The following is a 13,790-nucleotide window of genomic DNA, read 5'->3' on the forward strand; positions in this document are numbered from 1 at the left end:
GCGTGCTGCAAATGGCCCAGGGACGAGCGGAAATGCGAGCTGGAAGGGGTGTTGTCGGACCACGTTGGTTACGGATGCAAAGTAACGGTCAGGTATAGCCGCCGTGATGACGGGTAGCTGCACACCACGCCTGTCGAGCAGAAGTCCACATCAGGGGGACACCATGACGACATTCGTGACGCGCGACCACGGGCCCGAGACCGGCCACGCCACGGCCACCGCCACCGGCCCCGGCCCCGCGACGGGCACCGCCCCGGCCACCGACACGGGCGCAGACCCGCTCGCCGGCCTCGACCTGCCGCCGCTGCCCGAGCTGCGCGAGGCGAGCACCGCCGACGCGCGCGCCCTGTCCCGGGTCCTCTTCGCCCGGCTGGCCGAGCTGGAGGAGGGCACGTACGCCTACTCGTACGTCCGCAACACCCTCGTCGAGCTGAACCTCGCGCTCGTCCGCTACGCCGTCAGCCGCTTCCGGCTGCGCAGCGAGTCCCGCGAGGACGTCGTGCAGGTCGGCACCGTCGGCCTGATCAAGGCGATCAACCGCTACGACCTCGGCGAGGGCACCGAGTTCCCCACGTTCGCGCTGCCCACGATCATGGGCGAGATCAAGCGCCACTTCCGCGACACCTCCTGGGCGGTGCGGGTGCCGCGGCGGATGCAGGAGCGGCGGCTGACGCTGGCGAAGGCGAGTGCGCGGCTGGAGCAGACGCTGGGCCGCGGCCCGAGCGTCGCGGAGCTCGCGGAGCAGACCGGTCTCGACCCGGACGAGGTCGTCGAGGGGCTGGTCGCCGCCAACGCGTACAAGACGTCGTCGCTCGACTACCACGCCGCCGACGAGGAGGGCGAGTCCTTCCTCGCGCGGCGCACCGGGGTCACGGACCCCGACCTGGAGAAGGTCGAGAACCTGGTGTCGCTCAAACCGCTGGTCGAGGCGCTGCCGGAGCGCGACCGCAAGGTGCTCGACCTGCGGTTCGGCGCCGAGATGACGCAGAGCGAGATCGGCGCGGAGCTGGGCATCTCGCAGATGCACGTGTCCCGGCTGCTGTCCTCGATCCTCAGACGCCTGCGTGAGGGACTGACCGAGCCGGCGTGAGCGCCGGCGCGCGCCTGCGGCGGGGCGGGCGTTCCGTGCGCCCCGGCCGCGTACGGCGCCGGAAGGCGACCGGGATCGCCGGGACCCGGCGGCTGCGCCGGGCGGACCACGCGCTCTTCGCCCGGATCGCCGCGACCCGCTGGCCCGGCGCCGAGCCGGTGCTGCCGCGGCTGAGCCGCGCCGCCGACCACGGCGTCCTGTGGTTCGGCACCGCCGCGGCCGTCGCCGCGTTCGGCGGCCCGCGCGGGCGGCGCGCCGCGCTGCGCGGGCTCGGCTCGCTGGCGCTGGCCTCCGCGACGGCGAACACCGCGGGCAAGGGCGCGTTCCGCCGCGCCCGCCCGGTGCTCGACGCGGTGCCCGTCATCCGGCATCTCACGCGCCAGCCGATCACCTCGTCCTTCCCCTCGGGACACACCGCCTCCGCCGCCGCCTTCGCGTGCGGCGTCGCGATGGAGTCCCCGCGCTGGGGTCTGGCCCTGGCGCCGGTCGCGTGGTCGGTCGCCTTCTCCCGGATCTACACCGGCGCCCACTACCCCAGCGACGTGCTCGCCGGGGCCGCGCTCGGGCTGGGCGCGGCGCTCGTCGTACGCCGCCTGGCGCCGCCCCGCGCCCGCGGGACGCACCCGGCGCCGCCGCCCGCCGAGGCGCCCGCGCTGCCCGGGGGCGCGGGGCTCTACGTCGTGGTCAACCCCGCCTCCGGCGCGCAGCAGTTCGGCGACCCGGTGCAGCAGCTCGCGACGGTGCTGCCGGAGGCCCGGGTGGCGCTCGCCGACACCCCGGCAGGACCCGGGGCGGGACCGCTGCCCGAGTTGCTGGACACCGCGGCGCGGGAGGCGGCGCGGCACGGCGGTGCCCTGGGCGTCTGCGGCGGCGACGGCACGGTGGCCGCGGCGGCGGAGGCGGCCCTGCGGCACGGCGTGCCGCTGGCGGTGCTGCCGGGCGGCACGTTCAATCACTTCGCCACCGACCTCGGGGTGGAGAGCATCGCGGAGGCCGGCGAGGCGGTGACGCACGGCAGCGCCGTCGCCGTGGACGTCGGCCGGCTCCGCCCGCGGGAGCCCGCGGGCCCGCCGGCCCTCTTCCTGAACACCTTCAGCCTCGGCGTCTACCCCGAGCTGGTGCGGCGGCGCGAGCACTTCCCGCCGCCGTTCCGCGGCCCGCTCGGCACGGTCGCGGCGGTGCTGCGCGTCATACGTACGGCACAACCCGTCAGCGCGCGGATCAACGGCCGGCGGCGGGAGGTGTGGCTGCTGTTCGCGGGGTCGGGCGCGTACCACAGCGTGGGCATCGCGCCCGTGCGCCGCGACAACCTCGCCGACGGCGTGCTGGACGTGCGCATCGCCCGCGCAGGGGACTTCGCGCGGGCCCGGCTGCTGGCCACGGCGCTGGCCGGCGGCCTGGCCAGGACCCGGCTGTACGCGGCGGGCCGGCTGCGCCGGATCGTCGTCTCGGGGCTGCCGGAAGGCACGCGGATGGCCTACGACGGGGAGGTCGTCCCCGCGCCGACCGCGTTTGAGCTGGATAAGCTCGAAAGAGCGCTGACCGTCTACCGGCCGGCAAGGAGCTGACGCATCCCCCGGGAGGCCCGCATGATCGAGGCACACGACATCCGTGAGTGGCGCGGCCACTCGGTCCGCGGCGCGGACGGCGGCAAGATCGGCGAGATGGAGGCCGTCTACGTCGACACCCGCACGGACGCGCCGTCGTTCGCCACCGTCAAGGCGGGCGTGCCGGGGCGCAAGCGGCTGGTGTTCGTCCCGCTGGAGGGCGCGTCCGTCAGCCCCGGGTACGTGACCGTCGCGTACGACAAGGGCCAGGTGAAGTCCGCGCCGTCGATCGATACGGACGGGGAGCTGGCGTTCGAGGAGGAGCCGGCGGTCTTCAGGCACTACGAGCTGGAGTACGAGTCGGGCGCGGCGGGCGAACGCCGGCTGGCCCGCCGCTGACCAGGCTCCCGGCCCGGCGCCTCAGGGCGCCGCGGTCCTCACCGCGGTACGGCAGGCACCGCAGGGCGCCGCGGTGGGCGGGCGGCCTCCGGATTGCCCTCACCGCGCGCGAGCAGCGCGTTGAACTGCGCGCCCGCCAGCAGCGCCAGGTTCGAGAACCACAGCCAGATCAGGAAGACGACGACCCCGGCGAGTGACCCGTACAGCCTGCTGTACGTCCCCGCCGCGTACGACGCGTACATCGCGAACCCCACCGACGCCAGCAGCCACAGCACGCCCGCCAGCAGCCCGCCCGGCACGGCGTGCGACACGTTGCGCGACTCCGGCGGCCCCGAGCGGAAGAGCAGCAGCACCAGCAGCGCCGCCACGAAGACCAGGAACGGCCAGCGCAGGAAGTCCCAGAGCGCCGCCGTCTGCTCGCCCATCCCCAGCGGTCGCCCCAGCGCCCGCATGCCGGGCCCGGTGACCACGAGGGTCAGCGCGCCGGAGACCAGCAGCGTCAGCAGCAGCAGCGCCATCGCCAGGATCGCGGGCGCGCGGCGCAGCACGGGCCGGCTGTCGGAGGTGCCGTACATCGCGTGCAGGGCACGCCGGAAGACGGACAGGAAGCTGCACGCCGACCAGACGGCGCTGGCCGTGCCCACGGTGGTGAGGATCCAGGCGGTGGAGTGGCCGCGGGTCACGTCGTGGAGGGCGTCGTTGAGCGCCGTGTCGGTGCCGGTGGGGGCGAGCCCCGCGATGTAGGCGATGAGGGCTTCGGTGCCGGACGGGTCGGCGAGGCCGATGACGGTGAGGGTGACGAAGAGCGTGGGCAGGACCGTGAGTATGGCGTAGTACGTGAGGGCGGCGGCCCAGTCGCTGATGTCGTCGTTCCAGAGGGCCACCGGGGTACGGCGCAGGGCGGCGCGGTAGCGCGCCCCGTTCGCCCATCTGCCCCGTGCGTGCACCCCACGCTTCATCGGTCCATGCTCCGCTCTTCGTTCGCTCCGCGCCCGCCGGGCACGCCGCCGTGGACCGTCCCTGTCTACCGCGTGCGGGCCGCCGGCCCTTCAACCGGCCGGGCGCGGCCCGCGGAAGACGCGGTGCCACCAGCGGCGGCGCGGCGGGTGAACGGCGCGGCCGAGGCGGCGGCCGAGGAACAGATAGCCGAGGAAGGCCCCGGTGGTGTTGAGGATGACGTCATCGATGTCGAACGCCCGGCCCGTGAGGAAGGTGCCCTGGACCACCTCGACGGCCGTCATCACCGCCGCCGTGCACAGTCCCACGCGCAGCAGCCCCCGGGCGGGCGGCACGAGCACGGGCAGCAGCAGGCCGAAGGGCACGCCGAGGAGGATGTTGCCGCCGAGTTGCCGGACGGTGTCGACGAACGCCGGCTGGGTGAGGTAGTCGCGGATCGAGTCGCCGGGGCGCAGGTTCGTGTGTGTGACCGGCTCCGAGGCGGACGACCCCTCCAGCGTCAGCCGCGCCAGCACCACGGCGAACGCCACCATCAGGGCGAACGCGACCAGCATCGCGGCTGCGCGCACCCACCGGGCCACGGGCGGTGCGCCGGCCGGCGGCTCCGCGGGCCGCTCGCCGGCGGCGGCCGTGCCGCCGGTCGCGGCGGTCGGAGGCCGGTGCTTACGGGAGATACCCATCACGCCTCCCCGAGGTCGGCGGGAGTGCCGCGGGCGCATCGCCACTCGTCGGCGGACGGGGGCGCGGATGACATGAATCCTCCCTTCCGAGGGCCGGGCGGGGTGCCCGGCGCGGTGTCAGCGGGCGGTTACCCGGCCGTCCGGGCGGTATGCACCGTGGCGTGACCTGCGGGGCGGGCGCGGCCGGTGGGGCCGCCGGGAGGTGTGCGCCGGTGCGCCGGTGGCGCGACGGGCGTACGGCGGTCGCTGCCGTGTGCGAAGACTGATGCGCCGCGGCGCGGGCCGGCCCCGTGTCCGGCCCGCGCCGCGGCTGTCCCGGTGCGGTGGAGGTGATCGGTGCGGGGTGCGCGGGGGTGGCGCACCGCGGGGTGTAAGTGACATACGGACATGGCGCGGTGTCTGTTCACGCGCTCGCGTCGAGGACCTCCCGCAGCTTCGCGCCGAACGCCTCCGGCCGGCCCGCGTAGCCGTACTCCGCGTCGAGGAAGCCGCCGTGGTGGCTGGGGAAGACCGTCGCCTCCTGCCCGAGCAGCGCGGCCGTGCCGCGTGCCGTACGGGCCGTGAAGGTGTCGCCGGACTCCTCGCCCACCGCGATGACCACGCGCGTCGGCGCGGCGGCGAGCGCGGCCGGGTCCGGGCGGTAGCCGCTGACGGCCCAGGAGGCGTCGGAGAGCAGTGGGTCGTCGCGGTTGCCGTCGTCGTCGGCGGGCATGCCGAAGGCCGCCGGGTCGGGCGCGGGCTGCGCGAAGTAGGCGTCGGTGAACTCGCCCTGCCAGGCGCCGAGTCCCATGAACGCCGCCATGCCGGTGCCCCAGCCCTTGGCGTTGTACGCGTCGGTGACGCCCTGCCGGGCCCGCTCCGCGGCCTCGGCGTCGGGGAGCGCCGGGATGATCGGCGGCTCGTGCGCGACGAGCGTGGTCACGTCCTCCGGGTACGCGGTCACCAGTGCCAGCGCCGTCACCGCGCCGCCGCTGCTGCCGAAGAGCTCGACCGGGCCCGCGCCCAGCGCGGCGATGAGGGCGTGCACGTCCTCGGCCTGCGTCTGCGGGTTGTGGTCGTGCCGGCCGTCCTTGCGGGTGCTGCGGCCGAGGCCGCGGGGGTCGTACGTGACGACGGTGCGGTCCGTGAACTGCGCCGCCAGCGCGCGGAAGCCGCCGGCGTCCATGGGCTGGCCGATGAGCAGCAGCGGGGGGCGGCCGTCGGCGGTGGGCAGGGGGCCGCGCACGTCGTAGACGAGGTCGGCGCCGGGGAGGTTCAGCGTGTGTGTGTCCATGTCCGTGCAGACGGTGCGGCACGCGCAAACTCATCGGCGCCGGAGGTGACCCCCCACACTTGCAACCCTGTGGGTGCAGTAGACGGGATTCATGTGCAATGCTGCGGTTGCAGATAGACACGCGAGGAGGAACCGTGAACGACATCGCGTACACCGACGCGGAACTGGCGGAGCTGGACCGGGTCGCCCGCCGGATCGACATCGACGCCCCCGCCGACCGGGTCTGGGACCTGGTCGTACGCCCCGGCTGGTACATCAACGAGGGCGAGGTCGACCCCGAGCCCGACCTGAGCTACGACGGGGACGTGGCCGTCGTCCGCGGCGACAGGTTCGGCGAGTTCCGGTTCAGCACCGTGGAGCTGGACAAGCCGCGCTACGCCGCCTTCCGCTGGCTCACCGGCCGGAACCAGCCGGGGGCCAAGGGCTCCACCCTCGTCGAGTTCTGGATCGACGAGCGCCCCGGCGGCGTGACGCTGCGGGTCGTGGAGAGCGGCTTCTCCCGCCTCTTCGACGAGCGGTCCGCGTGGCTCAAGGAGCGCGAGGGCAACGACGTGGGCTGGGCCGAGGAGCTGGCGGCCGGCAAACGCTACGTCGAGAAGGCCGCCGCCGCGGCACCCCGGTCGTGACCGCGGCCGCCGGCCCCGCCGTCGTGTGTGCCGCGCTCGGCGAGCCGACGCGCTGGACGATACTCACCCGTCTCGGCGAGGGCCCGATGTCGGCCTCCGCGCTGGCCAAGGTCATGCCGGTCAGCCGGCAGGCCATCGGCAAGCACCTCGACGTGCTGCGCGAGGTCGGTCTGGTCGAGTCCGAGCAGCGCGGCCGGGAGGTCGTGTACGTGGCCGTGGGTGCCCGCCTCCACGCGCTCGCCCGGGAGCTGGACCGGGTCGGCCGGGCCTGGGAGAGCCGCCTGCTGCGGATCAAGGAGCTGGCGGAGCTGCCGGACTCCGGCCCGCCGCCGCGGAGCTGACGCCGCGCGCGACCCCCTCCCCGATGCGGCCGGGGAGGGGGTCGCGCTACCGGGCGGCCCGGCTGCGTACCAGGAGGTACAGGAAGTACGGCGTGCCGATGACCGCGGTCATCAGACCCGCGCCGAGCTGCGCCGGGGCGATCACCGAGCGGCCGGTGACGTCGGCCGTGCACACCAGCACCGCGCCGAGCAGCACCGCGACCGGCACCACCCGGGTGTGCTGCCGCCCCACCAGCGCCCGCGCCGCGTGCGGCGCCACCAGGCCGACGAACCCGATCGTGCCCGCCGCCGACACCGCCGTGCCGGCCAGCACGACGCTCAGGATCAGCAGCCACAGCCGGCTGCGGCCGAGGTCGAGGCCGAGCAGCCGCGGCGTGTCCTCGTCCAGCGAGACGAGGTCCAGCTCCCGGCGGCGGACCGCCGCGATGGCGAGCCCCACGACCAGGACGATCGCCAGCGGCACCACGTCCGGCAGCGTCCGCCCGTACGTCGAGCCGGAGAGCCAGGTCAGCGCCATCGTCGCGTTGAACGGGTCGGTGAGCACGATCAGCAGGCTGATCAGCGCCGTCGAGGCGGTCGCGAAGCCCATGCCGACGAGCACCAGCCGGTTCTGCTGGAAGCCGCCGCGGGCGGCGAGCCCGAAGACCCCGACCGAGGTGAGCGCCGCGCCGCCGAGCGCGGCGGCCGACAGGGCCCACGAGCTGGGCACCGACACCGTCGTCACCAGCAGCACCGCGCCGAGCGCCGCACCGTTGGAGACGCCGAGCACGCCCGGCTCGGCCAGCGGGTTGCGGGTCACGGCCTGCACGATCGTGCCGGAGAGCGCGAGCGCGGCGCCGGCCAGCAGCGCGGCGAGCACCCGCGGGACGCGGGTGTCCAGGACCACGTCGGTGGTCGGCCCCGCCCGGCCCTGCAGCCAGTTGGCGACGTCGCCGAGGAGCAGCTTGGTGTCGCCGACCAGCAGCGCGACGACCGTGACGGCGACCAGCGCCGCCACCAGCAACGCCGTGGTGACCACGAACGTGCGGTGGCTGCGGATGCGCAGCTTGTCGGTGTCGGCCGCGCCCGCGGTGTCCCGCAGCCGGGCGGCCATCACGACGAGGAACACCGCGCCGACGAGGCTCGTGACCACGCCCGTCGGCACGGAGACCGCCGTGTCGGCGGGCACCATGGCCCGCAGCAGCACGTCCGAGCCGAGCACCAGCGCCATGCCCAGCAGCGCCGCCAGCGGAATGCCCGCCCGCGTCTTGCCGTACGTGCGGAACCTGCGGGCGACCGACCGCACCAGCGCGGGCGCGCAGAGCCCCACGAAGCCGATCGGCCCCGCGAGCGTCACCGACGCCGCGGCGAGCAGCACCGCGAGCAGCACCGCCGTGACGCGGGTGGCGCGCACCGGGACGCCGAGCCCGCGGGCGGCGTCGTCGCCGAGCGCCAGGGCGTCGATGCGCCGGGAGAGCAGCAGCAGCCCGGCGAGCCCGGCGACGGCGAGCGGCAGCAACTGCGTGACGCCGTCCCAGCCGCTCTGCGAGATGCTGCCCTGGTGCCACTCGTAGAGGCCCTGCGTCTCCTCGGGGAAGAGCAGCAGCATCCCCTCGGTGACCGCGTACAGCCCGAGCGTCAGCGCGCTGCCGGCGAGCACCAGCCGTACGGTGCCCGTGCCCAGGCCCGAGAGCCCGAGCACCACCGCGGCGGCGGCGAGCCCGCCCGCGAACGCGATGCCGGAGGACGCCAGCAGCGGCAGCGACACCCCGGTGGCGGCGGCCAGCCCCAGCGCGGCGTACGAACCGGCGTTGACGGCGAGCGTGTCCGGCGAGGCCAGCACGTTGCGGCTGACCGCCTGGAGGGCGGTGCCGGCGATCGCCAGCGCCGCGCCGACGACCAGGCCCGCGACCATCCGGGGGAGCCGGGACGCGATGACGACGGAGGAGTCGGTCGAGTCCGCCTGGCCGGTGAGCGCCTTCCAGACCTCGGCGGTGCCCGCGTCCGAGGTGCCCTGGGTGAGGTCGACGACCGCGAGGACCGCGACCACCAGAGCGATTCCGGCGGCCACCGCCGCCGCGCCCGTCCGCGACCGTACGGTCGGCGGCGGGGCGGGCGCGGTGGCGGTGGCCGGGGCGGTGACGGCCATCGAGGCCACCGGCTACTTCGTCAGCGCGCCGACGAGGGCGTCGACGTACTGGTTCATGGATTCGACGCTGCCGAACATCCAGATGCCGTCGTCCAGCCGGTGGACGTCGCCCGCCTTGACGAACGGCAGCGACTTCCAGACGGAGTCGTCCTTCAGCTCGCCGGTGAACGGGGTGCTGGCCTCGTCCTCGTCGTTGCCGATGTACACGAACTGCGTGTCCTCGGGGAGCTTCGTCAGACCCTCGACGTCGGTCGAGCCGAGGCCGTAGTCCTTGTCGCCCTTGACGTCCCAGGCGTTCTCGAGGCCCAGCCGCTCGTTGACGCCGCCGAGCAGGGAGCCGCTGGTGAAGGGGCGGATGGAGACCTGGTTGGAGACGACGTACCCGTCGGCGAAGGCGACCTTCGCGCCGCCCAGGCCGGCGTCGTCGAGCGCCTTCCTGCCCTCGTCGAGCTTGGCGTCGAAGTCCTTCTTCAGCTTCTCGGCCCGGTCGGTCGTGCCGGTGGCCTTCGCGATGAGGTCGAGGTTCTCGGTCATCTGGCCGACGGGGTCGGAGGCGTCCGCGGAGCGGAGGGTGAGCACCGGGGTGCGCTCGCTCAACTGCTTGACGGCCGACTCGGGCAGGTCGCTGGTGGCGATGATCAGGTCGGGGTTGAGCGAGGCGATGGTGTCGATGCTCGGCTCGCCGCGGGTGCCGATGTCCTCGGGCTCGTTGGTGAGCGGGACCGCGGAGTCCCAGGTGTTGTAGCCCTTGACGTCGGCGACGCCGACGGGGTCGACGCCCAGCGACACGAGGTTCTCGACCACGTTCCACTCGGTGCCGACCACCTTGGTGGCGGGCCCGTCTTCGAGCGTCACCTTCTTGCCGGTGGAGTCGGTGAGGGTGATCGGCTGCGCGGCGCCCTTGCCGGCGCCGCCCTTGTCGTCGTCGTCCGCGGCGTCTTCGGTGGTGCCGCAGGCGGCCAGGGTGAGCGTCGCGGCGGTGGCGACCGCCGCGGTCAGCAGGAGGCGTGTCATGAGGAGGTGCTGAGCCTTTCGCTTCGCTTGTGGTGCCGGCCGATCGCGCGGGTGCGCAGCCGGCCCGTCAGGGGGTCGTCGTCGACGTCGATGCGGATTCCGTACGCCCTGCTGAGCAGTTCGGGCAGCAGGACGTCCTCCGGGCGGCCGTCGCCGACGATGCGGCCGTCGTCGAGCAGGACCATGCGGTCGGCGACGGCCGCCGCCTGGTCGAGGTCGTGCAGGACGGCGCCCACCGCGATGCGGTGGTCGTCGGCCAGGTCGCGTATCAGGTCGAGGAGTTCGACCTGGTAGCGCAGATCGAGGTGGTTGGTCGGCTCGTCGAGCAGCAGCACGCCGGTGTCCTGCGCGAGGCAGCCGGCCAGCCAGACGCGCTGCAACTGTCCGCCGGACAGGTGCTCGGCGCCGCGCTCGGCGAGTTCGGTGACGCCGGTCATCGCCAGCGCCCGGTCGACCGCCGCGCGCCCGCCGGGGTCGGAGGCGCCCCAGCGGCCGCGGTACGGGTAGCGGCCGAACTCCACGACGTCGCGGACCGTCAGCCCGCTGGGCGTGGGCCGCCCCTGCGTGAGCAGCGCGACGTGCCGGGCGAAGTGCCGGGTGGACATCGCGAACCCGTCGGTCTCCTCGTCGATGACGAGGCTGGCGCGGCGGGCCCGTTGGAGCCGCGCGAGGGTGCGCAGCAGGGTCGACTTGCCGCTGCCGTTGGGCCCGACGAGGACGGTCACCTCCCCGGGCCGCAGCCGCAGCGAGGCGTCGTGGACGACGTCGACGCCGTCGTACGCCACGGTGACGTCGGCGGCGGACAGGGCGTGCCCGCGGGCTCCCGCGGCGGTGGGCGTGCTCTCTCCGGCTCTCACGGGAGCTTAGGTTAACCTAACCTCACCCCGGCTCGGCAGTCGGTACGCGAGGGAAGTCTGCGCGCCCCCCGCCGAGGGCCGCCCCCTCGCCTTCCGCGGACCGGCGGCCTACGCTTCCCCGCGGCCCCATCTCCCCGAGGAGGCCGCCCCGGTGAACTGGTGGAAGAAGCTCCGTACGGCCCTGGCAGGTGGCGACAAGCACACCGGCCCCTGGTGCGACGCCTGCCGCAGACGCATGCCGGGAGGGGTCACGAAGGCGCCGCCGCCCGGGGTGCTGTCCCCGTTCTACGTGGGTGCGCCTGGCCGGGTCGGCTCCACCGTCGTCCGCGAAGCCTGCGACGACTGCTGGCGGCGGCACCGCGAACTCACCGCGGAAGGCGAGGCGGACTACCGCAGGACGCATCCCGTCGAGAAGTACGTCGCGGCGCTGCGGGACCGCGACCTGTCCGTCCGCGAGGACGCCGCGCGCGTGCTGATGACGCTGCGCGACCCGCGCGCGGTCGCACCGCTGATCGCGGCGATCCGGTCGGAGACGGACCATCCCCGGGTGGAGCGGTCGTACTACGTCAGCGCCCTGATGTTCGCGCTCGCCGACACCGGCGGCGAGGAGGCCCGGGACTTCCTCGACGGGCTGCTGCGCGCGCCGGCGTCCTGGCGGGAGCTCCACCGCCCGGACTTCTACCCGCTGATCCCGGCCGTCGACTGGGTCGCCCCGGCGCTCGCCGTCCCGGGCGACACCGTGATGCTGCGGCCCCTGCTCGATCTGCTGGCGGAGGACCGTCCGGTCCCGGTGCGCCGCGGGGTGGCGCAGCACCTGGCCCGCCTCACGAACGGCGGCGCGGGCCGGTGGTCGGTGGACGGTCCCGTGGTGTGCGAGATCACCCCGGAGGGGCGGAGGATGTTCACCGAGGGGATGCGGGCAGCGGCGGACGACGCGGACGAGACGGTACGCAGGTACGTCACGAGGGCGCTGGCGCACGTCGGGGCCTGGTAGCCGGGCCGCTTCCGGACGTACCCGCGGCGCCCGGCGGCGCCGGGAGGCGAACCTCACTGGCGCGCGAGGGGGGTGCCGGGGCGAGAATACGGGTGGGCGGCGTGCGGATGCCGGACCCACACGCGAGCGCCAGGCACCCGCGGCGCCCGCAGACGAGCACATCCTGGAGGCTCCGTGACCGCCGCACCACCGCGTACGACAGCCGCCCCCGCGGGCGGCGGAGAGGCCCCGCAGGCCACCGTGGCGTGGGCCGCCGCCGTGGGGCAGCGGGCGCCGTGGCTGGCGGCGTTCAGCCGCCGGGCGTGGTTCCCGCCCGCGCTCGCCGCGGTCGCCGGGGTGCTGCTCGCGCTCGCCTTCCCGCCGTACGGGCTGTGGCCGCTGGCCGCCGTCGCGCCCGCGGCGCTCTTCGTGCTGCTGCGCGGCGCCCGCCGCAAGAGGGACACGTTCTGGCTCGGTACGGCCTTCGGCGTCGCGTTCTTCGTCCCCCTGCTGTGGTGGCTGTCCAACCTCGGCATCCTGCCGTGGCTGCTGCTCAGCGTGATCCAGGCGCTGATGCTCGGCGGCCTGTGCCTCGCCGTGCCGCCGCTCGTGCGGCTGCCGGCCTGGTGGCTGTGGGCGGCGGCCTGGTGGGTGGCGGTCGAGGCGGTGCGCTCGCGGGTGCCGCTGGGCGGCTTCCCCTGGGGCCGGCTGGCCTTCAGCCAGGCCGACGCCCCGACGCTCGGCTGGGCCTCGGCCGGCGGCGCCCCGTTGGTCAGCGCCGTCGTCGCGCTCACCGGGGGCGCGCTCGCGGCGCTGGTCACCGCGCGCGCCGCGCACCGCGTGGTGCCGGCGGTCGCGCTCGCCGGGTCGGTCGCGCTGGGGGCGTGCGGGATGCTGCTGCTGCCGAGCGCCGGGGACGCGGGCGACGAGCGGGCGACCGTGGCCGTGGTGCAGGGCAACGTGCCGCGGGCGCGCAGCCTGGAGGAGCAGGCCCGGGTCGAGATGGTCGCGGAGAACCACATCGCGGCCACCGAGGAACTGGTCGAGGACGTCAGGGCGGGCCGGGCGGAGCGGCCGGACCTGGTGCTGTGGCCGGAGAACGCCACCGACCGCGACCCGCGCAACGACGCCGTCCTCAGCGCCCGGATCTCCCAGGTCGTGGACGACCTCGGCGCCCCCGTCGTCGTCGGCGCGATCCTCGACGCCCCCGGCGACCGCATCCGCAACGCGGGTCTCCTCTGGCTCCCGGGCAGCGGCCCCGGTGAGTACTACGCCAAGCGGCAGCTCGTGCCCTTCGGCGAGTACATCCCGATGCGCGCGCTGCTCGGCGGCTTCGGCGACCTCCAGCTCATCCCGCGCGACTTCGAGCCGGGGGAGGAGGCGGTGCGGCTGGACGCCGGGGCCGTGCGCCTGGCGGAGTCGATCTGCTACGAGGTCGCGTACGACGGCCAGGTCCGCGACCAGGTGCGTACGGGGGCCAACCTGCTGGCCGTACCCACCAACAACGCCACCTACATGCGCGACGGCAACCTCGGCGAGCCCGAGCAGCAGCTCGCGATGTCGCGGCTGCGGGCGGTCGAGCACGACCGCTCGACGCTGGTCGCCTCCACGACGGGCATCAGCGCGATCGTCACGCCGGACGGCGAGACGGTCGACGAGACGGGCCCGTGGCGCCGCGAGGTGCTGACGGCGGAGGTCCCGCTGCGCACGGACGAGACCCTGGCGACGCGGGTGGGCTCGGCCCCGGAGTGGGCGATCGTGGCGATCGCGGCGGGGTCGCTCGGCACGGCGCTGTACCTGCGCCGCCGGGAGGGCGCTCCTGCTTCGTCTTCGGCTTCGGCTTCCGCTTCGGGTCCGGGTCCGGCTTCCGGGGCCCGTACGCCGACGGAGGACTGACCCGCCGCC

Annotated in this window: 13 protein-coding genes; 7 read left to right on the forward strand and 6 right to left on the reverse strand. The window is 75.0% G+C overall.

Translation table 11 applies throughout. The features are described 5' to 3' along the window. Window positions 1-163 precede the first annotated feature (163 nt). Genes FB457_RS28850 through FB457_RS28860 form a run of 3 tightly spaced genes read left to right on the forward strand, consistent with a single transcriptional unit; the run spans window position 164 to window position 3,036 of the window. The gene (locus FB457_RS28850) at window positions 164-1,090 is read left to right on the forward strand and encodes a sigma-70 family RNA polymerase sigma factor (RefSeq protein WP_486589166.1); all 927 of its coding nucleotides are present in this window, start codon (window positions 164-166) and stop codon (window positions 1,088-1,090) included. Further along, complete coding sequence (locus FB457_RS28855; RefSeq protein WP_078898309.1) at window positions 1,087-2,658, forward strand: diacylglycerol kinase family protein; 1,572 nt, start codon at window positions 1,087-1,089, stop codon at window positions 2,656-2,658. Before FB457_RS28850 ends, FB457_RS28855 begins: the two co-directional genes overlap by 4 nt. Window positions 2,659-2,679: 21 nt before the next feature. Then, window positions 2,680-3,036, forward strand: coding sequence for a PRC-barrel domain-containing protein (locus FB457_RS28860; protein ID WP_047016628.1), 357 nt, complete (start codon window positions 2,680-2,682; stop codon window positions 3,034-3,036). A 38-nt stretch (window positions 3,037-3,074) separates the two neighbouring features. Here the strand turns inward: FB457_RS28860 and FB457_RS28865 are convergent, their stop codons facing one another. The 3 genes from FB457_RS28865 to FB457_RS28875 form a co-directional block, all read right to left on the reverse strand. Next, complete coding sequence (locus FB457_RS28865) at window positions 3,075-3,995, reverse strand: YihY/virulence factor BrkB family protein (RefSeq protein ID WP_047016627.1); 921 nt, start codon at window positions 3,993-3,995, stop codon at window positions 3,075-3,077. 90 nt (window positions 3,996-4,085) lie between these two features. Further along, window positions 4,086-4,673: a VanZ family protein gene (locus FB457_RS28870; RefSeq protein WP_253911293.1), complete on the reverse strand. Its 588-nt coding sequence runs from the start codon at window positions 4,671-4,673 to the stop codon at window positions 4,086-4,088. Window positions 4,674-5,076: 403 nt separating this feature from the next. Further along, window positions 5,077-5,946, reverse strand: a complete 870-nt coding sequence (locus FB457_RS28875; RefSeq protein WP_047016626.1) for an alpha/beta fold hydrolase — start codon at window positions 5,944-5,946, stop codon at window positions 5,077-5,079. Between the two features lie 134 nt (window positions 5,947-6,080). Here FB457_RS28875 and FB457_RS28880 point away from each other — a divergent pair, with 134 nt between their 5' ends. Continuing rightward, window positions 6,081-6,572 (forward strand): SRPBCC domain-containing protein, encoded by a 492-nt coding sequence (locus FB457_RS28880; protein ID WP_145783740.1) that lies wholly within the window; start codon window positions 6,081-6,083, stop codon window positions 6,570-6,572. Beyond that, window positions 6,569-6,913, forward strand: coding sequence for an ArsR/SmtB family transcription factor (locus tag FB457_RS28885; protein ID WP_047016624.1), 345 nt, complete (start codon window positions 6,569-6,571; stop codon window positions 6,911-6,913). The genes FB457_RS28880 and FB457_RS28885 overlap by 4 nt, the downstream gene beginning before the upstream one ends. A 46-nt stretch (window positions 6,914-6,959) precedes the next feature. Here FB457_RS28885 and FB457_RS28890 read toward each other — a convergent pair whose 3' ends face one another. The 3 genes from FB457_RS28890 to FB457_RS28900 are packed head-to-tail and all read right to left on the reverse strand — an operon-like array spanning window position 6,960 to window position 10,912. After that, complete coding sequence (locus FB457_RS28890) at window positions 6,960-9,041, reverse strand: iron ABC transporter permease (RefSeq protein ID WP_145783812.1); 2,082 nt, start codon at window positions 9,039-9,041, stop codon at window positions 6,960-6,962. Window positions 9,042-9,053: 12 nt separating this feature from the next. Next, window positions 9,054-10,055: an iron-siderophore ABC transporter substrate-binding protein gene (locus tag FB457_RS28895; protein ID WP_047016623.1), complete on the reverse strand. Its 1,002-nt coding sequence runs from the start codon at window positions 10,053-10,055 to the stop codon at window positions 9,054-9,056. Then, window positions 10,052-10,912: an ABC transporter ATP-binding protein gene (locus FB457_RS28900; RefSeq protein ID WP_047016622.1), complete on the reverse strand. Its 861-nt coding sequence runs from the start codon at window positions 10,910-10,912 to the stop codon at window positions 10,052-10,054. The genes FB457_RS28895 and FB457_RS28900 overlap by 4 nt, the downstream gene beginning before the upstream one ends. Window positions 10,913-11,063: 151 nt before the next feature. Between FB457_RS28900 and FB457_RS28905 the strand changes: the two genes are divergently transcribed. Continuing rightward, window positions 11,064-11,906: a HEAT repeat domain-containing protein gene (locus FB457_RS28905; RefSeq protein ID WP_145783742.1), complete on the forward strand. Its 843-nt coding sequence runs from the start codon at window positions 11,064-11,066 to the stop codon at window positions 11,904-11,906. A gap of 174 nt (window positions 11,907-12,080) precedes the next feature. Further along, on the forward strand, window positions 12,081-13,781 hold the full coding sequence (gene lnt / locus FB457_RS28910; RefSeq protein WP_047016620.1) for an apolipoprotein N-acyltransferase: 1,701 nt from the start codon (window positions 12,081-12,083) through the stop codon (window positions 13,779-13,781). Window positions 13,782-13,790: the final 9 nt, after the last annotated feature.

The organism is Streptomyces sp. CNZ287 (genome assembly GCF_007827615.1).